Genomic DNA, 26,081 nt, shown 5'->3' with positions numbered 1-26,081 from the left:
AGCAGAACCCCGTCCCGCTGCATCTCGTACAGACGGTGCACACCCGTCGTGGTCTCCTCCGTCACACCACGGATCTCCGACGCCAGCTGGGTCCAGTCGAGGGGGCTGTTCTCCAGCAGGGCCCGTACGACGGCCAGTTCCTCGTTCTCGGCGGCGGGCAGCTCGCCGGTCTTCTGGTACTCGACGCCCTTGTGGACCAGGAGGGTGGCGTCACCGCCGTCGTCCAGGATCATGTTGGGGCCGTCGTGGCCGGGCCAGGTCAGCGCCTGCTCGGTGCACCACCAGTACTCCTCCAGGGTCTCGCCCTTCCAGGCGAAGACCGGGATGCCGGCGGCGGCGATCGCGGCGGCGGCGTGGTCCTGGGTGGAGAAGATGTTGCAGGACACCCAGCGGACCTCGGCGCCCAGCGCGACCAGGGTCTCGATGAGGACGGCGGTCTGCACGGTCATGTGCAGGGAACCGGTGATGCGGGCGCCGGCCAGCGGCTGCGTCTCGGCGTACTCCTCGCGGATCGCCATCAGGCCCGGCATCTCGTGCTCGGCGAGGGTGATCTCCTTGCGGCCGAACTCGGCCAGGGACAGGTCGGCGACCTTGAAATCGGTGAACTCAGCAGGCATTGAGGATCCTTGCACTCGGAGAGGCCAGTACGTTGCGGTGGATGTCCAGGGCCGCCGTGGACCTGTTGAGCGTGATGTAGTGCAGGCCGGGCGCGCCTTCGGCGAGGAGGTGCTCGGCCATCTCGGTGGCGTACTCGACGCCGACGCGGTACCCGTCGAGGGCGTTGTCGCGGGCCGCGTAGAGGCGGTCCGCGAGGGCGGCCGGGAACGCGGCGTCGGACAGTTCGGCGAAGCGGGCGATCTGCTTGTGATCGGTGGCGGGCATGATCTCGGGGATGATCGGGATGTCGCAGCCGGCGGCCGCGACCCGGTCGCGCAGCCGCAGGTAGTCCTCCACGCGGAAGAACATCTGCGTGATGGCGTAGTCGGCGCCCGCGCGGCACTTGGCGATGAAGTGCCGGATGTCGGTGTCCCAGTCGGGTGAGCGGGGGTGGCGTTCCGGGAAGGCGGCCACGCCGATCCTGAAGTCGCCCAGTGAGCGGACCAGTTCGACGAGTTCGTAGGCGTTCCGGAAGCCCTGGGGGTGTGCTGTCCAGGGGCCCTTGGGGTCGCCCGGCGGGTCGCCGCGCAGCACCAGGACGTCGCGGATGCCGGCGTCCGCGTAGTGGCCGATGATCTGGCGCAGCTCGGCGACCGAGTGGCCGACCGCGGTGAGGTGGGCGACGGGGCGCAGGGTGGTCTGGGCGGCGATGCGCCGGGTGACCTCCACGGTGTGTTCCCTGGACGATCCGCCCGCGCCGTAGGTGACGGACACGAAGTCCGGCCTGAGCGGTTCGATGCGGCGGATTGCCTCCCACAGGGTGCGCTCTCCCTTGGCCGTCTTCGGCGGGAAGAACTCGAAGGAGAACGTCGTCATGACCGGCCTCCGGCGTTGAAGTAGTTGGCCTCGGGGTGGTGGACGACGATGGCGTCGGTGGACTGCTCGGGGTGCAGCTGGAACTCCTCGGAGAGGTGGACGCCGATGCGCTCGGGCCGGAGGAGGTCGGCGATCTTGGCGCGGTCCTCCAGGTCGGGGCAGGCGGGGTAGCCGAGTGAGTAGCGGCAGCCCTGGTACTCGGTGCGGAGCATGCCGTCGAGGTTGTTGGGGTCGTCGCTGGAGATGCCGAGTTCGCCGCGGACGCGGGCGTGCCAGTACTCGGCGAGTGCCTCGGCGAGCTGCACGGACAGGCCGTGCAGTTCGAGGTAGTCGCGGTAGGAGTTGGCCTCGAACAGCTCGGCGGTGACCTCGCCGATGCGTGAGCCGACGGTGACGACCTGGAGGCCGACCACGTCCACTGCGCCGGACTCCTCCGGGCGGAAGAAGTCGGCCAGGCACAGGTGCCGGCCGCGGCTCTGGCGCGGGAAGGTGAAGCGGGTGCGTTCGCTGCCCCGCTCGTCCAGGATGATCAGGTCGTCGCCCTTGGACACGCAGGGGAAGTAGCCGTGGACGACGGCCGCTTCCAGGAGGTTGTCGGTCTGCAGGCGGTCCAGCCAGCCGCGCAGCCGGGGCCTGCCCTCGGTCTCGACGAGTTCCTCGTAGGTCGGTCCGTCGCCCTTGCGGGTCTGCTTCAGGCCCCACTGGCCCTTGAACAGGGCGCCTTCGTCGAGCCAGGAGGCGTACTCCTTGAGCGGGATGCCCTTGATCACGCGGGTGCCCCAGAAGGGCGGTGTGGGCACCTGGTTGTCGGTGGCCACGTCCGAGCGGGTGTGGCCCTCGGCGGGGCGCTCCTCGACGAGGAGGCCGGCGGTCTTCTTGACGCGGCGCTGCTTGAGCTCGGGCAGCTTGGCTCCGGGCACTCCGCGCTTGACGCCGATGAGGGCGTCCATCAGGCGCAGGCCCTCGAAGGCGTCGCGGGCGTAGCGGACCTCGCCCTCGTAGATCTCGTGCAGGTCCTGCTCGACGTAGGCGCGGGTGAGGGCGGCGCCGCCGAGGATCACCGGGTACCGGGTGGCGAGGCCGCGGGCGTTGAGCTCCTCCAGGTTCTCCTTCATGATCACGGTGGATTTCACCAGGAGACCCGACATGCCGATGACGTCGGCCTTGTGCTGTTCGGCCGCCTCAAGGATCGCGGAGACCGGCTGCTTGATGCCGATGTTGACGACGTTGTAGCCGTTGTTGGACAGGATGATGTCGACGAGGTTCTTGCCGATGTCGTGGACGTCGCCGCGGACGGTGGCGAGCACGATGGTGCCCTTGCCCTCCGCGTCGGACTTCTCCATGTGGGGCTCCAGGTGGGCGACCGCGGTCTTCATGACCTCGGCGGACTGGAGCACGAACGGCAGCTGCATCTGGCCGGAGCCGAACAGTTCACCGACGACCTTCATGCCCTCGAGCAGGGTGTTGTTGACGATGTCGAGGGCGGGGGTGTCCCGCAGGGCCTCGTCGAGGTCGGCCTCCAGGCCGTTCTTCTCGCCGTCGATGATGCGCCGCTGGAGCCGCTCGTCCAGGGGCAGGGCGGCCAGTTCCTCGGCGCGGCCCGCCTTGAGGGACTTGGTGGTGGCGCCCTCGAACAGGGCCATGAGCTTTTGCAGCGGGTCGTAGCCCTCGCTGCGGCGGTCGTGGATCAGGTCGAGGGCGACCTGGACCTGTTCCTCCTCCAGCCGCGCGATCGGCAGGATCTTGGAGGCGTGCACGATCGCCGAGTCCAGGCCCGCCCTGACGCATTCGTCGAGGAAGACGGAGTTCAGCACCAGGCGGGCGGCCGGGTTGAGGCCGAACGAGATGTTCGACAGGCCCAGCGTGGTCTGCACGTCCGGGTGGCGGCGCTTGAGTTCGCGGATCGCCTCGATGGTGGCGATGCCGTCCTTGCGGGACTCTTCCTGACCGGTGCAGATCGTGAAGGTCAGGCAGTCGACGAGGATGTCCTCCTCGCGGATGCCGTAGTTGCCGGTGAGGTCGTCGATGAGCCGCTCGGCGATCTCGACCTTCTTCTCGACGGTGCGGGCCTGGCCCTCCTCGTCGATGGTCAGGGCGATCAGCGCCGCCCCGTGCTCCTGCGCCAGGCGGGTGACCTTGGCGAAGCGGGACTCGGGGCCGTCGCCGTCCTCGTAGTTCACCGAGTTGATCACCGCGCGGCCGCCGAGTTTCTCCAGGCCGGCCCGGATCACCTCGACCTCAGTGGAGTCCAGGACTATGGGCAGCGTGGAGGCAGTGGCGAATCGGCCGGCCAGCTCCGCCATGTCGGCGACGCCGTCCCGCCCGACATAGTCGACGCACAGGTCCAGCATGTGCGCGCCCTCGCGGATCTGATCCCGCGCCATCTCCACACAGTCGTCCCACCTGCCCTCCAGCATGGCCTCTCGGAACTTCTTCGACCCGTTGGCGTTCGTACGCTCGCCGATGGCCAGGTACGAGGTGTCCTGACGGAACGGGACCGTCTGGTACAGCGACGCGGCGCCCGGCTCCGGCTGCGGCGTGCGCTCGGCCGGGGTCAGGTCGCGCACCCGCTCCACGACCGCCCGCAGATGGTCGGGGGTGGTGCCGCAGCAGCCGCCGATCAGGGACAGGCCGTAGTCGCGGACGAAGTCCTGCTGCGCGTCGGCCAGGCCTTCGGGGCCCAGCGGGAAGTGCGCGCCGTCCTTGGTGAGGACGGGCAGGCCCGCGTTGGGCATGCACAGCAGCGGAATGCGCGAGTGGCGGGCGAGGTAGCGCAGGTGCTCGTTCATCTCGGCCGGGCCCGTGGAGCAGTTCAGGCCGATCATGTCGATGCCGAGCGGCTCCAGCGCGGTCAGCGCGGCGCCGATCTCGGAGCCGACCAGCATCACGCCGGTGGTCTCGAAGGCCAGCGACACCAGCAGCGGCAGGTCGCTGCCGGTCGCCTCCAGGGCTCTGCGGGCGCCGATCACGGCCGCCTTGGTCTGCAGCAGGTCCTGGGAGGTCTCCACGATCAGGGCGTCCGCGCCGCCGGCGATCAGGCCTTCGGCGTTCTGCTGGTAGCCGTCGCGGATGACGGCGTAGGAGATGTGGCCGAGGGTGGGCAGCTTGGTGCCCGGGCCCATGGAGCCGAGCACCCAGCGCTGCTGTCCGGTGCGGGCGGTGAACTCGTCGGCCACCTCGCGGGCGATGCGGGCGCCGGACTCCGACAGCTCGATGACGCGTTCGGTGATCTCGTACTCGGCCATCGCCGTGGCGTTGGCGCCGAAGGTGTTGGTCTCGACCATGTCCACGCCGGCGTCGAAGTACGCCTCGTGGACGGAGCGCACGATGTCGGGGCGGGTGACGTTGAGGACCTCGTTGCAGCCTTCGAGCTGCTGGAAGTCCTCCAGGGTGGGGTCCTGCTCCTGGAGCATCGTGCCCATGGCGCCGTCGGCGACGACCACGCGGGTGGCGAGGGCCTCCCGCAGCGCGGCGACCCGCTCGCGCGGTGCGGCGCTCATGACACACCCTCGAGATGCGGTGCGACGGTACGGGCCACCTGGTGGCCGTACGTGGTGTCGAGGCGGGCGAGAAGGTCGGAGGCGAGCAGCTTGTACTCCTGGGTGCCGACCGATTCGAGGACGGTGGTGGCCAGGACGCAGCCGAGCTGGGCGGCCTGCTCGTCGGTCAGCTGCCAGGCGAGGCCGGCCAGGAAGCCCGCGCGGAACGCGTCGCCCGCGCCCGTGGGGTCGGCGACCTTGTCGGTGGGTACGGCCGGCACGTGCAGTCGGTCCTCGCCGGAGCGGGCCAGCGCCACGCCGCCGGGGCCGAGCGTGGTGATCCAGGTGCCTACGCGGTCGAGGAGGTCCTGCTCGCCCCAGCCGGTGCGCTCCTGGAGGAGGGCGGCCTCGTACTCGTTGGTGAACAGCCAGCGGGCGCCGTCGACGAGCCGGCGGGCCTGCTCGCGGTCGAGGCGGGCGAGCTGCTGGGAGGGGTCGGCGGCGACGGGGATGCCGAGGCGGTGGGCCGTTTCGGTGTGCCGCAGCATGGCGGCGGGGTCGTCGGCGCCGACCAGGACGAGCGAGGCGCCGCCGACGCGCTCGGTGATCTCGGCCAGGTCGATGCGGGGGGCTTCGGCCATGGCTCCGGCGTAGAAGGTGGCGATCTGGTTCTGGTCCTGGTCGGTGGTGCACACGAAGCGCGCGGTGTGCAGGGTCTCGCTGACCCGCACCACGGACGTGTCGACGCCGTGTGCCCGCAGCCAGGCGTCGTACTCGGAGAAGTCCCGGCCCGCCGCGCCGGCCAGGACCGGGTCGAGGCCCAGCATGCCGAGGCCGAAGGAGATATTGGCGGCGACCCCGCCTCGGTGCACTTCAAGCCGGTCAGCGAGGAACGACAGGGAGACCCGCTCCAGCTGTTCCTTGATCAGCTGCTCGGAGAAGCGTCCGGGGAACACCATCAGATGGTCGGTGGCTATCGAGCCGGTCACGACGATACGCACAGGAAGTGCTCCTTGAACCTCAGGCGGAACGTTCTGCCGGGGTCGGGCATGACGACTGGGGCCTGCCTGACAGGAACGGTTCGGCAACGCGGCTGGGGGTGCCCCCTCCAAGGGGGGAGTGCGTGTGAGACCACGCGCGGCAGGCGGGAATGTGTCAGGCAGGCCCCAGGGGCGGGCGGTCCGTGGGGAGCGGCGGCACGGGGGACGGGTGGCCGCTCCCCGCCGGTTCGAGCCGCCGGGGTGTCGCCCCGGCGGCGCTCGTCAGCCCTCGCCCGCCGCCTTGCGCAGGGCGTCGGCGCGGTCGGTGCGCTCCCAGGTGAAGTCGGGCAGCTCGCGGCCGAAGTGGCCGTAGGCGGCGGTCTGGGAGTAGATCGGGCGCAGCAGGTCGAGGTCGCGGATGATCGCGGCCGGGCGCAGGTCGAAGACCTCGCCGATGGCCTCCTCGATCTTCGAGACGGCGACGGTGTTGGTGCCGAAGGTCTCGACGAACAGGCCGACGGGCTCGGCCTTGCCGATCGCGTAGGCGACCTGGACCTCGCAGCGCGAGGCGAGGCCCGCGGCGACGATGTTCTTGGCGACCCAGCGCATGGCGTAGGCGGCGGAGCGGTCGACCTTGGACGGGTCCTTGCCGGAGAAGGCGCCGCCGCCGTGGCGGGCCATGCCGCCGTAGGTGTCGATGATGATCTTGCGGCCGGTCAGGCCGGCGTCGCCCATCGGGCCGCCGATCTCGAAGCGGCCGGTCGGGTTGACCAGCAGACGGTAGTCGTCGGCCTCCAGCTTGATGCCCTCGTCGGCGAGCTGGGCGAGGACGTACTCGACGACGTGCTCGCGGATGTCGGCGGCGAGCAGCGAGTCGAGGTCGATGTCGCTGGCGTGCTGCGAGGAGACCACGACGGTGTCCAGGCGGACCGGGCGGCTGCCCAGGTACTCGATGGTGACCTGGGTCTTGCCGTCGGGGCGCAGGTAGGGGGCGGTGCCGTCCTTGCGGATCTCGGTCAGGCGGCGCGAGAGGCGGTGGGCCAGGTCGATCGGCAGCGGCATGAGCGCGGGGGTCTCGTCGCAGGCGTAGCCGAACATCAGGCCCTGGTCGCCGGCGCCCTGCTTGTCGAGCTCGTCGTCCTCGCCCTCGACCCGGGACTCGTACGCCGTGTCGACGCCCTGCGCGATGTCGGGGGACTGGGCGCCGATGGACACCGAGACGCCGCAGGAGGCGCCGTCGAAGCCCTTGGCCGAGGAGTCGTAGCCGATCTCCAGGACCTTCTGCCGCACGATGCTGGCGATGTCGGCGTACGCGCTGGTGGTGACCTCGCCGGCGATGTGCACCTGACCGGTGGTGATCAGAGTCTCGACGGCGACGCGCGAGGTGGGGTCCTGACGCAGCAGCTCGTCGAGGATGGCGTCGCTGATCTGGTCGGCGATCTTGTCGGGGTGCCCCTCGGTCACGGACTCCGAGGTGAACAGGCGGCGGGACATGATTCTCCAAGGCGGTGATGGGTGGGCACTTGAGTACGGTGCAACGCGCCGGCGGTTGACGGCCCGGGCGGCCCTCGGTCTGTGGCGTGAGCGGCAGTTCCTGTTGGCGGGCGGGCGGGCAGTGCCTTGCCGGTCTCAAGGCACTGCCCGCCCGGCGACGGTCACGGCGGAAGCTCCGGGAGTGGTCCCGGGACCGGTCTGTCAGGCGGTCTTCGTCGCGCTCAGGACTGCCTTGAGCTCAGGGCTGCCTGACCTCAGGGCTGCCGGACGCTCAGGGCTGCCGGACGCTCAGGGCTGCCGGACGCTCAGGGCTGCCTGGGCGGCAATGACGTCAGGCCGGATCTCGGCGGGTCCGGTCACTGTTCACACCGGTTCCCGCAGCTGCTCTTCGAACCGTCGGGCCAGCGCGAGGCGCTGCACCTTGAGCGTGGCGGTTCTGGGCAGCTCGGCCTGCGGGATCTGGACGGGCTCGGTGAGCTGGGGGAACTCGACGACGGCGGCGCGCCAGCGGTTGCGGTCCAGCGGCTTGTCGTCGACGGTGCAGATGACCGGGAGCGCCTCGGAGTTCGGGCCCGGCACGACGACGAGTTCGGTCAGCTCGCTCAGCTTGCTCAGTACGACGTCCTCGATCTCCAGGGAGCTGCGCACCCCGGGGATCATGTCGACCTCGCGGTCGAGCATGTGCAGGCAGCCGAACCTGGTGCGGTAGCCGACGTCCCCGGTGCGCCACCATTCGCCGCTGCGGTTGGTGTCGTAGCGGTCCTGCTCGCCCAGGTAGGTCTTGGCGATGCCGTCCCAGGCGACCTCGATGTAGCCGGGGTTCGTCTCGGACGGGGTGTGTCCGTCCCGGCTCACGACGCGGATGCGCGCGGCGCCGTTGGGCATGGCCCAGCCGACGCAGCGGCCGTTGGCCTTGTGGGCGGAGTTGCGGAAGTAGGCGCGGCCGACGGCGGGGCCGACCTCGCTCTGCCCGTAGATCTGGAAGAACAGGGCGCCTCGGCGGTCGGACGCCTTGAGCAGCCTGCTCATCGTGCCGGGGTGGATGGCGTCGAAGGTGCTGCTGAAGACCTTCACCGACCCGAACGGGGAGCGCGGGTCGTCGGCCAGCTCCTCCCATTCCATGAAGGAGTTGGGCAGCGCCTCGATGAAGGCCGGCCGGTGCTTGATGAACTGCTCGGCGACCTCGGCGGGGCCCGTCTCGCGCATCAGCAGGACCGGGTACTCCTTCAGCAGCGCCAGGGACATCGCCGCGACCATCCGCGAGTGCACGAACGGCACGTTGATGGCGACGGTCTCCTTCTTGCGCATCAGCGACAGCAGCCGCCACTGCGGGAGGAGCCGGATGCCCTGGGTGCGGGCGGTGTGCACGACGAGCTTGGGGATGCCGGTAGTGCCGGAGGTGTGGGTGATGACGGCGGCCTCGTCGATGGGCCGCACGACCGGCTTGACGCGGGGCGAACCAGCCAGCTCGGTGAGCGAGACGGAGCCCGGCCGGTGGTCGGCCGAGGTGATCACCCGTCGGGTGAGGCCGGCCAGCGGCACGTCGGCGAGGAGGTCGAGCTTGGTGCCGTCGGTGAGCAGGGTCGGCTGGTCGAGGCGCTCCAGCAGGACGGCGACGGTCTCGGCGTCCAGGGCGGGCGACAGGTTCACCACGACGCCGCCGATGCGGGAGACTGCGGCGGCGAGCATCCAGTGATCGGCGTTGGCGGTCTTGAACAGGACGACGCGCTCGTCGGGCCGGACTCCGGCCGCCCACAGGCGGGCCGCCAGGTCGTCGACGTACTCGGCGTACTGCGCCACCGTCAGGTGCCGTCCGGCCTCGGGAAGGACGTCCAGGTCGTGGTCCAGGGTGATCGGCGTCGACGGGTTGACCGCGGCGGCCATCTCCGGCAGCAGGCCGATGTGAAGCCCGCGCTTCTGTATCGAGCGGTAGGCCACTGAGCCTTTCATCTGGGCTGTCTCCTTAGTGATGAGCGATGAACGTTCGGGCGGTCGCCGGCTCCGTGCGGGATGCGGGGACACGCGCCGCAGGCGCCTTGGCTAGGGGCCTGTGGCGTCGACCGGGCTCGCGTCAGAAGGAGTGCGGACCGAAGCGGCCCCTGGCCACGAATGCGGCGACCGCGAGCAGGGCCGCGTTCACCGCGCTGTACTTCGTCTCGTTGCGGCGGTAGTGCACGACGGCCTGCCGTCGCTCGACCCAGCCGCAGCGGGTCTTGTCGAGGCCGCCGACGGCTGCGGAGCCGATGCCGCTGAACCCCGCTGGGGGAAGCCCTGGCGGACTTCCCCCAGCGATACGGCGACGGCACTCCCAGCAGCCGGGAGACCTCGTCGATGAGCGGGTGGAGGATCTGCTGGAATCAGCGATGACAGCGGACTGAATCGCTGTTCAGCGACTGTTCAGCGGGCGATGACCATCGTGGCGGGCGGCGCGTTGTGGAACGTGACGTCCTCGAAGCCCGCCTTGAGGAGCCAGTCGCGGTAGTCGGAATGACGCCAGGTGCCGCCGATCTTGCTCTTGAGCAGCATCTCCAGGGCGAACAGCAGCGGGAAGGCGGGGGCGCTGCGGTCGTCCTCGACGATGTAGTCGGCGACCACCAGGGCACCGCCGGGCTTGAGGGCCTTGCGGAGCCGGGTGAAGACCTCGATGTTGCTCTCCGCGCTCTCCTGGTGGGCGATGTGGGAGTACACCGCGATGTCGTACTGCTCGATGCCGAAGTCGGTGTTGTGGAAGTCGCCGTTGAGCGTGGTGAAGCGGTCCCCGACACCCTGCTCCCCCACCAGGCGGCGGGCGATGGCGTTGATCGGCTCCCAGTCGAGCTGGTCCGCGCGCGCGGCCGGGTTGGCGTTCAGCCAGATCGAGGAGTAGACGCCCGAGCCGCCGCCGACGTCGAGGATCGAGATCTCGCCGGCCTCGGCGATGCCGAGCGCCTCGACACCGGCGTTGGCGGCGGGAACCGACACCGCGGCGATGGCCGGGACGATGTCCTCCCAGTGCGGGTTGTCGGCCTTCTCCGTCTCCGGGGGCTTGAGCGGCTCTCCGATGCGGACGACCTCCGGCAGGTCGATCACGCTGCCCGTGTGGCTCAGCTTGAGCTTGGCGAAGCCGGCCAGGGAGGCGGGCTTGCCGTCGACCAGGTAGGCGGACGCCTCGGGGGTGTTGCTGTAGCGGCCCTCGTCGAGGGTCACCAGGCCGATGCTGACCAGGCCGTCGAGCAGGGCCTGTGCGCCCCGCTCGGAGATGCCGGCCCGGGTGGCCACCTCGGCGGCCGTGCCCGCGCCGTTCTCCATGTGGGTGAAGACGGAGTGGGTGGCCGCCGCACCGATGACGCCGGTGTTCCAGTAGCCGTTGATCAGCCGCATCACGCCGTCCGGCGCGGGCTGGTTGTTCGTCATGACGCCCCCTTCAGGGCTCCGGTGGGCTTGGCGTTGGCGCGCACCGCGGTGCGCAGCACCTCGACGACCCGCTCGACCTGGCTCATGGTCAGCTCGGCGTGCATGGGGATGCCGAGGTTGCGCCGGAACAGGTCGGCGGAGACCGGGCAGTTCTGCTTGGCGTCGAACGCGGGCTGCAGGTGGCTGGCCCAGGTGCCGTGCAGGCAGCCGATGCCCTGTGCGCGCAGGTCGGCGGCGACGCCCGCGCGGTTGACGCGGGGGTCCAGTGTGACCAGGTAGGACTGCCAGGCGTGGGTGCGGTCGGCCGGTACGTACGGCGTCGTCAGGAGCTCCTCGTCGGCGAGGAGCTCGGCGTAGCGTGCGGCGACGGCGCGGCGGCGGTCCAGCAGTTCCCCGATGCGGCCGAGCTGCACCTGGAGGATCGCCGCGGCGATGTCGGAGAGCTTGAAGTTGTAGCCGATCTCGGTGAACTCCGGGATCGGCATGTCGATGACCTGTGCCTGGTCGTAGATGCTGCCGATGCCGAAGGAGGAGCGCTGGCGGGCGTCCGCGCCGATGGCGGGGTCGGCGGCGATCAGGGCGCCGCCCTCACCGCTGGTGGCGCCCTTGCGGCCGTGGAAGGACAGGCAGGCCACCTCGGCCAGCGCGCCGGCCTCGCGGCCCTTGTAGGTCGCGCCGACGGCGCAGGCGGCGTCCTCGACGACGAACAGGCCGTGGCGGTCGGCGATCTGCTGGAGTTCGGTGTAGTCGGCGGGCAGGCCGAGGGTGTCGACGGCGATGATGCCGACGGTGCGCGGGGTGACCAGCGCGGCCACGGCCTCGGGGTCGATGGTGCCGGTGTCGGGGCGTACGTCGGCGAAGACCGGGGTGCCGCCGACGTAGCGCACGGCGTGGGCGGGGGCGGGGAAGGTGTAGTCGGCGACGATGACCTCGTCGCCCGGCTTGACGCCGAACGCGAGCATCGCCAGGTGGAGGGCTGCGCCGCAGTTGCTCACGGCGACCGCGTCACCTGCGCCGTAGCGCTCCTTCAGCTGGGCTTCCAGGGCCTTGCCCTGGGGGCCCTGGCCGGCCGGCCAGCCGGAGGAGAACACCTCGGCGACGGCGGCCAGTTCCTTCTCTCCCAGGCTCGCGTAGACGAGGGGGATCTTGTCCATGGTGCTCACGCTCCACGCTCTGTTGCCGACTGGGAGGGAAGGTGGACGGGCGGTTCGTAGCGAAGCGGGGTGAGCTGCTCGACGTCGTAGCGCCGGCGCATCTCCTCCACGGCCGCGGCGTCGACCGCCTTGCCCCGCGACCAGATCTCCGCGATCTCCTCGAAGTAGTCCTCGTGGACGGGTGAGGGGAAGCACTGGAAGAGCATTCGCACCGGTTTGTCGGTGGCGTTGCGGAACGCGTGCGGGGTGCCGGGCGGGACGAACATGGCGCTGCCCTCGCCCGCGCGGATCACGCGGTCGCCCTTGGGGGACTGCCAGTTGTGCCAGTTGTCCTTCGTGCGCTCGACCGGCTCGAAGGCCATCAGGTCCAGCTCGCCGTCCAGGACGTAGAAGAACTCCTCGGCTTCGCCGTGCACATGCGCGCCGACGTCGAAGCCGGGCGGCACGACCACCTCGAAGATCGACACGGAGGAGCCCATCTCCTTGGTGGCCTTGAACGTCACCTCCTGCGCCGGGGTGACCAGCTTGCGCCCCGCGCCCGCCGGGACAATGAGGTCGGTCATCTGCTTCGCTTCCTTTGTCCTTGGGCGCGGGTCAGGCGATGGTGCGCGAGGGGTCGGCCGCCCAGGTGCCGAGCGCCATCTCGGCGGTGATGCCGGGGCCGAAGCCGGCGATGATGCCGGTGGCGCCGGGCTCCGGGGGCTCCTCCTCGAAGAGGCGGCGGGCGGCCTCCAGCACGACGGCGCTGGCGATGTTCCCGTACTCGGTCAGGGTCGACCAGCTGTGCCGGAAGACGGTGCGGTCGACCTCGAGGAACTTCGCGAGGTCGTCGAGGATGCGCGGACCACCGGCGTGGATGATGTAGAAGTCGAGCTTGCCGGCGTCCCAGCTGTGGTCCTTGGCCAGCTCGCGCAGCACCGGGGCGAGCGGCTCCATGGTGCCGGGCACGCGGCGGTCCAGCTGGAAGTGGAAGCCGGTGTCCTTGACGGCGTAGGAGATCCAGTCCTCGGTGTCCGGGATGAGGTACGAGGCGTTGCGCTCCAGCTCGATGCCGGTGCCGCCGATGCCGCGCACCACGGCGGCCGCGACGGCGTCGCCGAACAGGCCGTCGGACAGCAGGGAGCCGATGTCGTCGGCGGACGGCTGGTAGCACAGCGAGCACAGCTCGCAGGACACGATCAGCACGTTGCTGCCGGGGTGGGCCATGCAGAAGTCGTGGGCACGGTTGATCGCCGCGCCGCCCGCCGCGCAGCCCAGCTGGGCGATCGGGATCTGACGGGTGTCGGAGCGCAGGCCCATCTTGTTGATGAGCCAGGCGGTCAGCGACGGCATCAGGAAGCCGGTGCACGACACGTAGATGATGGCGTCGATGTCGCGGGCCGCCACGTCGGCGTTCTTCAGCGCCTCTTCGATGACCGCGGGGGTCCGCTTCTTGGACTCGACCTCGTAGATGCGGTTGCGCTCGGTCAGACCCGGGTGCTGGAGGGTCTGGTCGATGGGCTGCACGAGGTGCCGCTTCTGCACTCCGGTGTTGCGGATCAGGCGCAGCGCCAGCGGGAGCTGCGGCTTTCCAGCGTGGACTCGCTCGGCGAACTCCAGAGTCTCTTCCATCGTGATGATGTGTTCCGGCGCGTGCACCGCGGGCTTGCAGAGCTTGGGCATTCTGGATTCCACTTTCTGTAGAGTCTGCCAGCGGGTGAAGAGCTGCCTTTCGCGCACTCCCGGCGCATGACGATGCACCCCGTGGGGCGGTCGCGGACGACGGCCCCACGGGGTGCATCGTGGTGTCGGGGTAGAGGCACGGCATGCCAGGGCGGTCGGCTCGACGCCGTGCGGGAACCTGTACGCAGAACCCTGCTACGAGATGACTGGCACGCGATCGCTCGGCATCCTGCGAGCGAGAGGCCCACCGCCGGACACGGCGGTTTTTGGGCAGGGAAGGCGTGCGGAAATAGTGACACGCCTGGTGTCGCCCCGCCAAGGGTGCATCGAAGTGACCTGGCTCACGCCCGGCGTGGTCGGGTGCGGGCCGAAATCCCTTGTCAGGCAGCCGTGTTGCGCTCCGGCGGCAGAATCTTCGTGGGCTCGAGCACCACGCGAGGGGCGGACTCCGTCCGCACCGGCACCAACACCGGGCGGGTGCCGCGCTGCTGACGCCAGCCGGCCTGGGCGGCCACCACGGCGAGGTACGGGATGAGCGCCGCGCCGATCAGGGCAGTGACCGCGACGACGGGCCAGCGGCTCCAGGTGGCGGCCATGACGACCACACAGACGGTGCGGATCACCATGGCCGCGATGTACCGGCGCTGGCGGCCGCGCAGATCCTGCGTCAGACCGGTACGCGCCCGGGTGATGGACTCGGCCCGGGGGACATCCCGGCGCCAGGGGGTTGCACTCATCGGGCCTCCGTGGACTCTCCGGCGTGGGCGCCGGGACTACCGGACAGGGCGGCGGTTCGAGCTGGCGGTTCGGATCGGCGGCGGACGGTACGGAAACGCGGAGGACGCCGACGGGTGCGCGGGGCGGCGGGCGGCGGTCGTGGGTCGGTGACCGCGGCGGGAGCCAGGAGGTGGCGGGTGATTTCGCCATGGAGGGCCGGTTCGGCGACGGTGGGCAGCGAATGGGGCCGGCAGGCGGCGCTTGGCGGGCGGGGGCGGAAGTCAGCGGGCGGCGGGCCGGTCTCGGTGACGGTCGGCGGTGGTCGGTGGGCGGTGGTCGGGGTGGGCGTTCGGGCTGGGCGATCGGGGGCGGTGACGGCGGTGCGGGTAGGCGACTGAGCCTGGGGAAAAGCGGCGGCGCGGGTGACCGTCCCCTGATCACCCGCGCCGCCTTCGGCCCGCCCTTCAGCGAAGTGCCGTCGGGTCAGTGCGCTTCCTGGTCCGGCTCCCGCTCCTGGCGGGCGCCCGGCACAGCGGCCGTCACCTTGTGGCCGTTGAGCGAGCCGTGGCCGTTGGCCGAGCCGTGGCCGTTGAGCGAGCCGTGGCCGTTGGCCGAGTGCTCGAAGTGCTCCAGGGCCTCGCGCATCTCCTCGACCGTCGGCTTCTCGATCTGGTTGCCGTACAGCCAGCGGCTGAGCTTGTAGCGCAGCACCTGCGTGCGGACCTTCGGGTTCGGGGCGCCGTTGCTGCTCTCCGTCCGCGGCGCCGGCAGCGGCTTGTAGGCCTTCCGGTCCAGCAGCGCGTACTCCGTGCCGCGGTCCAGGCGCTCGTGCACCTCGATGAACTCGCCGTGCGGCAGCCTGCGGATCATGCCGGTCTCGCGGCCGTGCAGGAGCTTGTCGCGGTCGCGGCGCTGCAGTCCCAGGCAGATCCGGCGGGTGACGACGTACGCCAGCGCGGGCACCAGGAAGATGCCGATGCGGATCGACCAGGTGATCGTGTTCAGGGAGAGACTGAAGCGTTCGGCGAGGATGTCGTTGGCGCCGCCGAAGAACAGCACCAGGTACAGGGCCACGAAGGACATGGCGAAGGCGGTGCGTGTGGGGTGGTCGCGCGGCCGGTCGAGCAGGTGGCGCTCTTCCCTGTCACCGGTGACCCAGGCCTCCAGGAACGGCCACGCGCCGAACACGACCATCATCACGGTGGGCAGGATGACGGCCGGGACGAGGACGCCCATGTTGACGGTGTAGCCGCCCCAGACGGTGAACTCCCATGGCGGCATGGCACGCAGCGCGCCTTCGAGGAAGCCCATGTACCAGTCGGGCTGGGAGCCCTGCGAGATCTGGTCGGCGCGGTAGGGGCCGTACTTCCACACGGGGTTGATCTGGGCGATGCCCGCCAGCAGCGCCAGGACGCCGGTGATGAGGAAGAAGAAGCCGCCCGCCTTGGCCGTGTAGTGCGGGAACAGGGGCTGGCCGACGACGTTCTGCTCGGTGCGGGCCGGGCCCCGGAACTGGGTGTGCTTGTGGTAGAAGACCAGGATCAGGTGCACGGTGAGCAGGATGAACACCAGCGCCGGAAGCAGCAGGATGTGCAGCGGGTAGAGCCGGGGCACGATGTCGGTGCCCGGGAATTCGCCGCCGAACAGGAACATGTGGAGGTACGTTCCGACCAGCGGGATGGCGAGCGTGACGCCCGAGGCGATGCGCAGACCGGTGCCGGAGAGCAGGTCGTCCGGGAGCGAGTATCCGAGGAAGCCTTCGAGGGTCACCAGGATCAGCATGGTGAAGCCGAAGACCCAGTTGGCCTCGCGCGGCTTGCGGAACGAGCCGGTGAGGAAGTGCCGCAGGGTGTGCAGCATCAGCGCGCCGATCATGACCAGCGCGGACCAGTGGTGCAGCTGGCGGATCAGCAGACCGCCGCGCACCTCGTAGCTGATGTCCATGGTCGAGGCGAAGGCCTGCGACATCCGGATGCCCTGGAGCGGCTCGTACGAACCGTTGTAGACGGTCTCGGACATGCTTGGGTCGAAGAAGAAGGTGAGCCAGGTCCCGGTGAGCAGCAGCATGATGAAGCTGTAGAGCGCGATCTCACCGAACATGAAGGACCAGTGCTCGGGGAACACCTTCCGGACCAGGAACCGGAAGTGGTAGATGCCGAGCCGCCCGTCCGCCCAGTCCGCGAGGCGCTCACCCTTGGGCGCCTCGGTGCGCGCCCCCGGCGGCGCCGTTTCGGTCGTACTCATACCCGAACGCCCTCCCCTCGCCGCTCGGATGTCACAGGCACACCCTCTGTGGCCGTACGGCCCTCGAAGGAGGAGGCGGCCTGCCGCGGCGCAAGCGGGCCCGTGCCCTGGAGCTGCTGAAACGCTAGCGACGCGCGACGCGGCCCGACAACCGCATTCGAGCCTAAGAAGGGGCTCGACTCTAGTGATTCTTGAGTGAGTTGCGAGTTGCCGGCGTGCATGTCGTCCTTATTCGGGCTCAACTGGGCCGGGCTCGCGGGCTCGTTACGAGTCCGGCGTAACCACAGGCCACTCAAGTTGGCGCCCGTAGAGGCCAGTTGATGTACTCCTGTCATAGGTGAAGGGTATTGCTGCGCTCCGTCCGGCCTGCGGCCGGGTACGGATTGCCGGGGGCGCCTTTGCGGGCGGGTGCTTCCGGGGTGAGGGCGCGGCGGCGCGGGGCGCCAGGTCCGTGCGTCGAGCTGGGCGGGGTGGAGTCGGCGGCCCGGCCGCGTGTGCCGCGCAGGGCGGCGCGCAGGACGGCCGGGCGCAGTGCGGCGACGGGCGGGGCGGCGCCCTGGAGGAGTTCGACGAGCAGGGTGGCGGCCTGCCGGTCGGTGGTGGCGGCGGCCGCGACCCGGGCGGCGTACCGGCGGCCGATGCGGGCGCGCAGGCCGGCCAGCTGGTCCGTCTCGCCGTCCGCGGCGGTCAGGTTGTGAGTGCTCAGCTGCCAGGCCGGGGCCAGCCGGTGGGCGAGGGCGCGGCGCAGCCGGTAGCCGAGGCCGATGGCCGTGCCGTGGGAGGCCAGCATGTGGTCCAGGACGAGGGCGCACTGCACGGCGGTCGTCATGCCTTGGCCGTGGAGGGGGTCGAGGGCGGCGAGGGCGTCGCCGACGACGAGGAACTGGTCGGGCCAGCGGCGCAGTTCCTCGTAGTGGCGCCAGCGGTTCTCGGTGCGGCCGCAGGAGTAGACGGGGCCGAGGGGGGTGGCGGACTCGATGACCTCGCGCAGCAGCGGGTGGCGCAGGGCGCCCGCGGCGCGCACCAGGGCCTTGTGGTCGGCGGGCGGGGGGTTGTCGTCGGTGGAGCAGAGGGTGACGGACCAGCGGCCTCGTTCGACGGGGTGCAGTACGCCCTGGCCGGGATGGTCGGGGGAGGCCGTGATCAGCAGGCTCTTCCAGTCGGCGAAGTGTCCGACGGGCGGGGTGAGCAGGGCGGTGGCGTATGTGGTCCGGGAGGTGGCCACGGTTTCCCTGGGCGGCTGGTAGCCGAGTTCGGTGAGCCATTCGGGGGCGTGTGAGCCGCGTCCGGTGGCGTCCACCACGAAGTCGGCCGAGATCAGGCGGCGGGCGGACCATCCGTCGGGGGCCTTGCGGTCCCGCTCGCGTACCCATACGCCGGTGACGGTGTCCTGGGGGCCTGGCTGGAGGGCGACGACTTCGTGCTCGGGTAAGAAGCCCACGGTGGGGTCGGCGCGCAGCCGGTCGCGTATGAGGGCGTCGATGAGGTCGCGGCTCGCACTGAGCACCGACAGGTCCGCGTCGAAGCGGGGCAGCCAGCCGGCCGGGCCGAGCAGCAGGGTGTCCAGGGGCATGCGGATGCGGTCGGCTCCGGCGTCGGTGAGGTCCTTGCCTATGCCGGGAAACAGCTGCTCCAGGCCGTGCTGGGCGGCGGTGGAGAGGGTGTGGGTGTGCCGGGCCTGGGGCACGCCGCGGCGTCGGCCGGGTCCGCGCGGCACCCAGTCGCGTTCGATCACGGTGACCCGGTCCATGAAGTTGGCCAGGGCGCGTGCCGCGGTGAGTCCGGCGATGCCCGAACCGATGACCACGGCATGGCCGTGGCCCCCGCCCCCGTCGCGAACTCGTCCGTCGAGACTCAACTCGCCTGCCCTCCCCGTGCGTTGTGATTGCATCATGCGGGGAACCCCCTCTATTAGCGCGGGGTTTGCGCCGCGGGGGGCAGGAGTTCGAGCCATGCTCCAGGTGGACGCGAGGGCGACTTGAGCGGGGGTGCGTGGCGGGGCGGGGGCGCGCCCCGCCCGTGGGTGCCACGGCTCCGTGTCCGACCGTGGGCGCTATGGCGTCCGTGTCCAGGCCGGGGGTGCCATGGCGTCCGTGTTCAAGCGGGGGTGTCACGGCCCTCCGTGTCTCACCGGGGGTGTCACGGCCTCCGTGTCCGGCCGGGGCGAGCGGGCGTCCGGCGGTGTCACGGCGTCGAGGTCCGGCGGTGTCACGGCGTCGAGGGTCCGGCGCCCGAGGGGGCGTCTCTACGGCGTCGGTGTCCGTGCGGCGCCCTCCCTGGTCTTCAGGGCCCGGTCGACCAGTGGCCCGGCGAGGCCCGTGTAGGCGGCCGGGTCCAGCAGCGCGGCGGCTTCGGCGCGGGTGAGGATGCCGGCGAGCTGCGGGAGCTCGGCGAGGGCGTCGGCCAGGGGGCGCCCGGTCGCGGCGGCGACCAGGGAGGCCTGGGTGACCAGTTCCTTGGCGGCCGTCTTGCCGATGCGCGGGGCGAGGACGGCCGAGACCCGCTCGGAGACGAGCCCGCCGCCGGTGGCCTCCAGGTTGGCGCGCATGCGCTCGGGGCGGACGGTCAGGCCGCGGGCGAGTTCGACGGCCGTGTGCGCGGCGCCGCCGGTGAGCCGCAGCGCCTCGCGCAGTGGCTGCCACTCGGCGTGCCACACCCCGGCCGAGCGTTCGTCCTCGGCCGGCAGGCACTGCATCAGTACGGCGGCCAGGGCGGGCACCTGCAGTGCGGCGGAGCGGATCAGGGTGGCGAGCACAGGGTTGCGCTTGTGCGGCATCGCCGAGGAGGCGCCCCGTCCTGCGACGGAGGGCTCGGTGACCTCGCCGATCTCGGTGCGGGTCAGGACCAGCACGTCGGCGGCAAGCTTGCCGAGCGCCCCGGCGGTGTGGGCGAGCGCGCCCGCGAGGTCGGCGACCGGGGTGCGCAGGGCGTGCCAGGGCAGGACCGGGTCGGCCAGGCCCGTCTCGGCGGCGAAGGCGGCGCCGAGTTCGTCGAGGACGGTGGCGGGGTCGGCGCCCTCACCGGCGTACTGGAGGTAGCCGGCCAGGGTGCCGGCGGCGCCGCCGAGCGCCACCGGAAGCCCGTCGCGGACCCGTTCGAGGCGCTCGGCCGCGTCCAGGACGAGCTGCCGCCAGCCGGCCGCCTTGAGCCCGAAGGTGGTGGGTACGGCGTGCAGGGCGAGGGTGCGCCCCGCCATCACGGTGTCCCGGTGTTCGACGGCGAGGCCGCCGAGCGCGCCGGCCGTGGTGCGCAGATCCGCCACGATCAGGTCCAGGGCGCGCCGGGCGACCAGCATCGCGCCGGTGTCGAACACGTCCTGGCTGGTGGAGCCGCGGTGGACGTACTCGGCGGCCTCGGGCGAGCGGGCCGCGACCACCGCGGTCAGGGCCTTGACCAGGCCCACGACCGGGTTGGCGGTCTCCCGTGCGGCCAGGGCGAGTTCGCGTACGTCCAGCAGGTCCGCGCGGGCGGCGGCCGTGATGGCCTCGGCCGCCCGCGCGGGCACGGTGCCGCAGCGGGCCTGGGCGCGTGCCAGGCCCGCCTCGGCGTCGAGCATCGCCTGGAGCCAGGCGCTGTCGCCGACGGCCGCCTCGACGGGGGTGCCCGCCCGGACCGGGGACAGCAGTCCCGTGTCCAGGTGGGCGGGCAGGGCCGAGGAGACCGGGGGCGGCGTCTCGTGGGTCATGCGTCGGCCCTCGCGCTGGTGATCGCCGCGGCCAGCTGGTGCGGTACGGCGACTCGTTCGGGGGCTGCCTCGGGGACGGCCAGGACGGCTGCCGCGATGGCGTCGGAGTCCTCCAGCGTGACCGAGCCGACGCCGGGCCTGATGCCGGCGGCGGTCACCCAGTGCACGGACTCGGTGGGCACGCCGTAGGCGAAGCGCCGCGGGTGCGGCATGTCCTGGGCGTCGATCAGGTGGTAGGGCCTTTCGGTCACGGCGAGGCCGCCGGTCTCGTGGTCGGCGCCGCCCGTGCCGGGCCGCCCGGCGGGGATGCGGTAGGGGCGGCACTGCCCGGTGCGCAGCATCCGGCTCATCAGCGGGTCGGCGGTGCGCCGCAGGTCGATCTCGGGCAGCCGGGCCTCGATGAGGGCCGTGGCCCGTACCCGTACGTCCGCGATGGCGCCGGAGGTGCCGGTGAAGCAGGGCCCTTGGGGGTCGTGCGGGTCGGCGCTGATGTCCAGGCCGGGGCCGGTCACCTCGAGGATGCCCGCGTCGATGAGTGCGGTCATCTCCTCGATGCGGGAGGCGGGCGGGCCGATGGACAGGTAGGCGTTGAGTGGGGTGTACCAGCGGTCGAGGTGGTCGCGGTGGGAGTCGGCGGTCAGGCCGGCGTGGTCGACGGCGAGCCGCAGTTCGTTGCGCAGGTCGCGCAGGACGTCGAGGGCGGCCTTGGCCGGCCCGCTGACGTTGCCCTGGCGGGCCAGGCGGACGTCGTCGGCCAGGTGGCCGCGCAGCCAGTCGCGGAACGCGGCCAGTTCGTCGAAGACGCGGTCGCCGTAGGGGCGGGCGACGCGTTCCCAGTCCCAGCGGTCGGGCGGGGCGATGCCTGCCTGGTCGAGGAGGGTGTCCTCGGCGGGGCCCGGTTCGGCGTGCAGATACCGCTCGGTGAACTCCTCGCAGGTTGGGGCGCTGTCGCCGCGGGAGGCGAGCAGGGCGGCGTAGTAGACGCCGCACACCTCCTTGGAGATCAGTGGCCACAGGTCGGCGGCGAAGTCGATGGCCCCGCTGCGGGTGTCGCGGGCGCGCAGGGCGGCGATGTAGCCGGTGGTGAGCAGCCGCGGGTAGTAGCGGCCGTGGGCGCCCTTCTCGTTCTCGCCGCGTGCCTGGTAGGGCACTCCGCGCCGGGAGCCCGCGTACAGGCGTGGTTCGCGGCCGGAGGGGTGGTAGACGAGACGGCCGTCGACGCGGGTGTAGACGCCGCCGCGGCCCTGGGTGAACAGGGCCATGTAGTCGAAGAAGTTGAGCCCGAGGCCGCGCAGCAGCACGGTCTCGCCGGGCCGGACCGAGGTGAGGTCGACGTCGGCCGGGTTGGCGGGCGGCTGGTAGGTCAGGCCGTGCCGGTCGGCGTAGTCGGCCAGTTCCCGCTCGGTGTCGGACAGCTGGGCGGGGACGTGTCCCTGGGCGAGGACGACGGCGGACAGGCCGGTGAGACGGGTGCCGTCCTCCAGGGTGACGGTCTGCGGTCCCGCGTGCCCGGTGCCCGCGTCGTCGAGGGCGACGGCCCGTACCGGGTGGGTGCGTACGGTCACGTGTGCGGCGGCGTTCGCGACGACCTGCTGGAACGCCCAGGTCAGGTAGCAGCCGTAGAGCGCGCGGGTGGGGTAGGTGTCGGGGCCGAGGCGGCGTGCCTCGGTGAGGATCTCCTCGTCGTGTTCGAGCTCGGGGCCGATGGTGTCCAGGGATCTCGACACCAGGGCCTTGGCCCACTGGTGCAGGCTCGGGCCCTCCTCCAGCGGGCCGTCGATGCGGACGCTGGCGTCGGTGTACACGGTCACCTGGGAGGCGACGGTGTTCATCAGCAGGTGCCGGGACTGCGTGGGGCGCCACACCCGTCCCGAGCCCGGCGGATCCGGGTCGACGACATGCACGGTGACGGCCTGCCAGCGGGGTGATTTCCGCTCCTGCGCGCACAGCCGTTCCAGTACGGAGAGGCCGCGCGGACCGGCTCCGACGATGCACACCTGAAGATGTTCGCCGTCGGTGTCACCGGCCGGCAGGGGGGATTCCCGGGCGTCCGGTCGTCCGGGTGAGGTCGGGTCACCCGGGGGGAAATGAATGGCCGCCGTATCGAGCGGCGGCCCTGCGGTGAGTTCGACGCTTTTTGTGCGTTCGCCACCGTGCGTACCGTCCACAGCGCCTCCTTCCTCCGCCACCGTGGGTGCACGGCCTCAACCAAGACTCGTTTTCTGCTGGAAGCCCGCTTGAGAGATGGGGAAGAGCGGGTCGGGAGGCGGGTTCGGTCAGCGCAAACGAGACCCGAACGATGCTGTATCAGGGCTCAAGTGACTGCTCGGTATGTTCTTTATCGGTCTTCTCGCGGGTCTCGTGCAGCCTTACCGGTCAGGGCATGGCTGAATGCGGAGTTCCCGTAAACGCAATCGATCAAGAACAGCAGCAGGACTGAGTCAACAGTCGTAGTCGACACGGGAATTCCATGCGATTCACAGCTGGTTGCGCGGGCGAGCGCCCCATGAAGGAGCGTCGATGAAGGTTCACCCATGCCCTAGAAGCCACACCCAGGAAATCTGCGCCGCCACCGGGTCATACCTCTGCACTTCCTGCGTGAAGGAAGTGGAACGCAACCTGCGCGCTCTTCCCGGCTTGTATCAGGAGTGCCTGCACCGCGCGACGTCGACGCCGCGGCGGACCAATCCCACCCGGGTGTCGGGCAGCCGCACGCGGGATCACCTGGATGTGTCGGCGCTCGACGCCCGGCTGAACATCCTCGCCCTGCTGGAGTCGTGGGCGTGCATGGTCGCGGAGAAGCTGGACACGGCGGCTCCGCCGCGTTCCGTGCCCCAGCTGGCGCACTTCCTCACCCGTCATCTGCCCTGGCTGGCCGCGCAGCCGCCGGCCGCGGACTTCGCCAACGAGGTCGACGGTCTCGTCGGTGAGCTGCGCCAGGTGGTCGATCCCGAGCCTGCCGAGCGTCTGACGCTCATCAGGAAGTGCGTCGTCGACGACTGCGCCGGGACGATCGCCGCCGCGCCGAGGAGCGGGCGGGCGGCGGGAGCGGGCAGCCTCAGGTGTTCTTCGGGTCATTCGTGGGAAATGCGCGAGTGGCTCGGACTCGGGGAACTCATGAAACTGCAGCGAGAGGGTGTCAGCGCATGATCAAGCCTCCGCGCCATCGGCTCGTCGACACCAAGGTGGCCGCACTCGCCGTCGGAGTGTCCGAGGCGACCATCCGAAAGTGGGTGAGCCGCGGGAAGATAACCCGTTACGGAGCGCCGCACTGCCGCTCGGCGTTCGACATCGAGGAACTCAGCGCGATCGCGATGGGGCGTCAGCACTGAGCCCACACGGGGCCGTACCCGCACATCATCCATAACGTACCGACGCACCAGGGCCGGGCCGCCGTACTCAAGGCGGCGCCGGCCCTGGTGCGTTGAGCCGGGCGAAAAGGGAGATCGAGCTCCGAAAGTGACCCAGGTCACGTTCTTCGGGGTTGGCGCGGGGACATCCCGGTGTCACTATCAAAAGACGTCTACCCTGCCCAAAAACGGTTGCAGGGCAATGGATCGCGTGTCGTACCCGCCGGGTCCGAGCACAACGGACCAGGTCCGAAGTGCGTACGACACCAGCCTCCTTCTCATCCGAGCACCCGCGCACCGCGCGGGTGCTTTTTCGTCGTGCCCGCGCCTGTGCCGGCATGCCGAGCGATCCCAGTCACTGGACGAACTCAATGAAGACAAAGGGGAGCTGAGTGCGTTGACTCTACCGACCTCAGTGGAGGGGGTACCGGAAAGCCGCCGCTGGGCCCGATCGGTCGGCATCGGTCGCGCCCATGCCAAGGCCATCCTGCTGGGAGAGCACGCGGTGGTCTACGGAGCCCCGGCACTCGCTCTTCCGATCCCCCAGCTCACGGTCACGGCGACGGCCGGATGGTCCTCCCACGCCTCCGACGACGAGGACGACCTGTCCTACACGATGACCGGCTCCCCCTCGCGGGCGCTGGTGACGCAGGCCTCCGACAGCCTGCGCCACCTGGTCAGCGCGTTCAAGGAGAGCCTGGGCGTGGGCGGCGGGCCGCACCTCGACGTGATCCTCGACGGCGGCGTCCCGCCCGGCCGGGGCCTCGGCTCCAGCGCGGCGACCTCGCGCGCGATCGTCCTCGCCCTGGCCGATCTGTTCGGCCGTGAGCTGACGGAGAACCAGACGTTCGAACTGGTCCAGACGGCCGAGAACATGGCGCACGGACGGGCCAGCGGCGTCGACGCCCGGGCCGTCGGCTCGCCGGGTCCGCTGCGGTTCCAGGCGGGCGAGGTGCGGCAGCTGAGCGTCGCCTGCGACGGGCTGTTCATCGTCGCCGACTCCGGCACCTCCGGCAGCACCAAGGAGGCCGTGGAGATGCTGCGCGACGGCTTCCGCGGCCGGGCCGGGGCGCAGGACGCGTTCGTGGGCCGGGCGACGGAGCTGACCGAGGCGGCCGAGCGGGCGCTCGCCGACGGCAGGGCCGAGGAGCTCGGCGCCCATCTCGTCGACTACCACGAGCTGATGCGGGCTGCCGGGCTGAGCACCGACCGTATCGACGCCATGGTCGAGGCCGCGCTCGGCGCGGGCAGCCTCGGCGCCAAGATCACCGGCGGCGGGCTCGGCGGCTGCGTGATCGCACTGACCCAGCCGGAGCAGGCCCGGGAGGTCACCCGGCGGCTGCACGAGGCCGGCGCCGCCCAGACCTGGGCCGTACCGCTGAAAGGGCTCGACAAGCATGCTTCGTGAACACCAGGCGACCGTGGTCCGGCCGCGGGAGCAGAGCACCCCAGGTGGTGCCACCGCGGTCGCGCATCCGAACATCGCGCTGATCAAGTACTGGGGCAAGCGGGACGAGCGGCTGTTCCTGCCGCGCACGCCCAGCCTGTCGCTGACGCTGGACATCTTCCCCACGACCACCCGTGTGGAGCTCGCCTCCGGGACCGGGCCGGACGAGGTGACGTTCAACGGCGTACCCGCCACCGGAGAGGCGCTGCGGCGTATCTCGGCCTTCCTGGACCTGGTGCGCGAGCGCGCAGGCAGCGGCGAGCGGGCGGTCGTGGACACCCGCAACACCGTGCCCACCGGCGCCGGACTCGCGTCCTCCGCCAGCGGGTTCGCCGCCCTGGCCGTCGCCGCCGCCGAGGCCTACGGGCTCGGCTACAACGCCACCGCGCTGTCCCGGCTGGCACGGCGCGGCTCCGGCTCGGCGTCCCGGTCGCTGTTCGGCGGCTTCGCGCTCTGGCACGCGGGCGTCGAGGACGGCTCCGACGAGGAGGGTGACCTCACTTCCTACGCCGAGCGGGTGCCCGCCGCGGACCTCGATCCGGCGCTGGTCATCGCCGTGGTCAACGCGGGCCCCAAGGACGTCTCCAGCCGTACGGCCATGCGCCGGACCGTGGACACCTCGCCGCTGTACGAGCCGTGGGCTGCCTCCAGCGTGGAGGACCTGGCGGTGATGCGCACGGCGCTGCTGCGCGGCGATCTGGCGTCGGTCGGCGAGATCGCGGAGCGCAACGCGCTCGGTATGCACGCCACGATGCTGGCGGCGCGCCCCGCGGTGCGCTACCTCGCCCCGGCCTCGCTCACCGTGCTCGACAGCGTCCTTCAGCTGCGCAAGGACGGAATCCTGGCCTACGCGACCATGGACGCCGGCCCGAACGTGAAGGTGCTCTGTTGCCGGGCGGACGCCGAGCGGGTGGCCGAAGCGGTGCGCGCGGCCGCCCAGGGCGGTGCGGTGCACATCGCCGGTCCGGGCCCGGGTGCCCGGCTGCTGGACGAGGCCGGATGA

The 26,081-nt window shown here is 71.1% G+C and carries 19 protein-coding genes; 4 read left to right on the top strand and 15 right to left on the bottom strand.

Going from position 1 to position 26,081, the window contains the following annotated elements:
- The 15 genes from ABZZ79_RS36740 to ABZZ79_RS36670 form a co-directional block, all read right to left on the bottom strand.
- Positions 1 to 617, bottom strand: a 617-nt coding sequence (locus ABZZ79_RS36740) for an adenosylhomocysteinase (protein ID WP_356696522.1), incomplete at its 3' end; no start/stop codon positions are given.
- Complete coding sequence (metF, locus tag ABZZ79_RS36735) at positions 607 to 1,473, bottom strand: methylenetetrahydrofolate reductase [NAD(P)H] (RefSeq protein ID WP_356696520.1); 867 nt, start codon at positions 1,471 to 1,473, stop codon at positions 607 to 609. The genes ABZZ79_RS36740 and metF, both read right to left, overlap by 11 nt.
- Positions 1,470 to 4,973, bottom strand: a complete 3,504-nt coding sequence (gene metH / locus ABZZ79_RS36730) for a methionine synthase (RefSeq protein ID WP_356696518.1) — start codon at positions 4,971 to 4,973, stop codon at positions 1,470 to 1,472. The genes metF and metH overlap by 4 nt, the downstream gene beginning before the upstream one ends.
- A complete protein-coding gene (locus tag ABZZ79_RS36725) occupies positions 4,970 to 5,953 on the bottom strand; it encodes a carbohydrate kinase family protein (protein ID WP_356696516.1) in 984 nt (327 codons plus the stop codon). The genes metH and ABZZ79_RS36725 overlap by 4 nt, the downstream gene beginning before the upstream one ends.
- A 261-nt stretch (positions 5,954 to 6,214) precedes the next feature.
- Positions 6,215 to 7,426, bottom strand: coding sequence for a methionine adenosyltransferase (gene metK, locus ABZZ79_RS36720; RefSeq protein ID WP_356696514.1), 1,212 nt, complete (start codon positions 7,424 to 7,426; stop codon positions 6,215 to 6,217).
- 363 nt (positions 7,427 to 7,789) lie between these two features.
- Positions 7,790 to 9,376, bottom strand: a complete 1,587-nt coding sequence (locus ABZZ79_RS36715) for a class I adenylate-forming enzyme family protein (RefSeq protein ID WP_356696512.1) — start codon at positions 9,374 to 9,376, stop codon at positions 7,790 to 7,792.
- Between the two features lie 447 nt (positions 9,377 to 9,823).
- The gene (locus ABZZ79_RS36710; protein ID WP_356696510.1) at positions 9,824 to 10,819 is read right to left on the bottom strand and encodes a class I SAM-dependent methyltransferase; all 996 of its coding nucleotides are present in this window, start codon (positions 10,817 to 10,819) and stop codon (positions 9,824 to 9,826) included.
- Positions 10,816 to 11,973, bottom strand: coding sequence for a DegT/DnrJ/EryC1/StrS family aminotransferase (locus tag ABZZ79_RS36705; protein WP_356696508.1), 1,158 nt, complete (start codon positions 11,971 to 11,973; stop codon positions 10,816 to 10,818). Before ABZZ79_RS36705 ends, ABZZ79_RS36710 begins: the two co-directional genes overlap by 4 nt.
- A 5-nt stretch (positions 11,974 to 11,978) precedes the next feature.
- On the bottom strand, positions 11,979 to 12,536 hold the full coding sequence (locus ABZZ79_RS36700) for a cupin domain-containing protein (protein ID WP_356696506.1): 558 nt from the start codon (positions 12,534 to 12,536) through the stop codon (positions 11,979 to 11,981).
- Between the two features lie 31 nt (positions 12,537 to 12,567).
- Positions 12,568 to 13,635, bottom strand: coding sequence for a type III polyketide synthase (locus ABZZ79_RS36695; protein WP_356696504.1), 1,068 nt, complete (start codon positions 13,633 to 13,635; stop codon positions 12,568 to 12,570).
- Positions 13,636 to 14,015: 380 nt separating this feature from the next.
- Positions 14,016 to 14,372, bottom strand: coding sequence for a DUF3099 domain-containing protein (locus ABZZ79_RS36690; RefSeq protein ID WP_356696502.1), 357 nt, complete (start codon positions 14,370 to 14,372; stop codon positions 14,016 to 14,018).
- 463 nt (positions 14,373 to 14,835) lie between these two features.
- Positions 14,836 to 16,596 (bottom strand): ubiquinol-cytochrome c reductase cytochrome b subunit, encoded by a 1,761-nt coding sequence (locus ABZZ79_RS36685; protein WP_356696500.1) that lies wholly within the window; start codon positions 16,594 to 16,596, stop codon positions 14,836 to 14,838.
- Between the two features lie 331 nt (positions 16,597 to 16,927).
- Entirely contained in the window at positions 16,928 to 18,403 is a 1,476-nt protein-coding gene (locus ABZZ79_RS36680; protein ID WP_356696498.1) for an FAD-dependent monooxygenase, read from the bottom strand.
- A 438-nt stretch (positions 18,404 to 18,841) separates the two neighbouring features.
- Positions 18,842 to 20,281 carry a 3-carboxy-cis,cis-muconate cycloisomerase gene (gene pcaB / locus ABZZ79_RS36675; protein WP_356696496.1) on the bottom strand — a complete coding sequence of 480 codons (1,440 nt, stop codon included), beginning with the start codon at positions 20,279 to 20,281 and terminating at the stop codon, positions 18,842 to 18,844.
- Positions 20,278 to 22,278 (bottom strand): FAD/NAD(P)-binding protein, encoded by a 2,001-nt coding sequence (locus ABZZ79_RS36670; protein WP_356696494.1) that lies wholly within the window; start codon positions 22,276 to 22,278, stop codon positions 20,278 to 20,280. The genes pcaB and ABZZ79_RS36670 overlap by 4 nt, the downstream gene beginning before the upstream one ends.
- Before the next feature lie 523 nt (positions 22,279 to 22,801).
- Here ABZZ79_RS36670 and ABZZ79_RS36665 point away from each other — a divergent pair.
- The 4 genes from ABZZ79_RS36665 (at position 22,802) to mvaD (ending at position 26,081) form a co-directional block, all read left to right on the top strand.
- Positions 22,802 to 23,431, top strand: coding sequence for a hypothetical protein (locus ABZZ79_RS36665; protein WP_356696492.1), 630 nt, complete (start codon positions 22,802 to 22,804; stop codon positions 23,429 to 23,431).
- Positions 23,428 to 23,613, top strand: coding sequence for a hypothetical protein (locus ABZZ79_RS36660; protein ID WP_356696490.1), 186 nt, complete (start codon positions 23,428 to 23,430; stop codon positions 23,611 to 23,613). The genes ABZZ79_RS36665 and ABZZ79_RS36660 overlap by 4 nt, the downstream gene beginning before the upstream one ends.
- A 433-nt stretch (positions 23,614 to 24,046) precedes the next feature.
- On the top strand, positions 24,047 to 25,039 hold the full coding sequence (mvk, locus tag ABZZ79_RS36655; protein ID WP_356696488.1) for a mevalonate kinase: 993 nt from the start codon (positions 24,047 to 24,049) through the stop codon (positions 25,037 to 25,039).
- Positions 25,029 to 26,081 carry a diphosphomevalonate decarboxylase gene (gene mvaD, locus ABZZ79_RS36650; RefSeq protein WP_356696486.1) on the top strand — a complete coding sequence of 351 codons (1,053 nt, stop codon included), beginning with the start codon at positions 25,029 to 25,031 and terminating at the stop codon, positions 26,079 to 26,081. The genes mvk and mvaD overlap by 11 nt, the downstream gene beginning before the upstream one ends.

This window comes from Streptomyces sp. NPDC006458 (assembly GCF_040612135.1).
Classification (GTDB): Bacteria; Actinomycetota; Actinomycetes; order Streptomycetales; family Streptomycetaceae; genus Streptomyces.
Note: the sequence above shows the minus strand (reverse complement) of the source record. Positions and strands in the feature narration are given on the sequence as shown.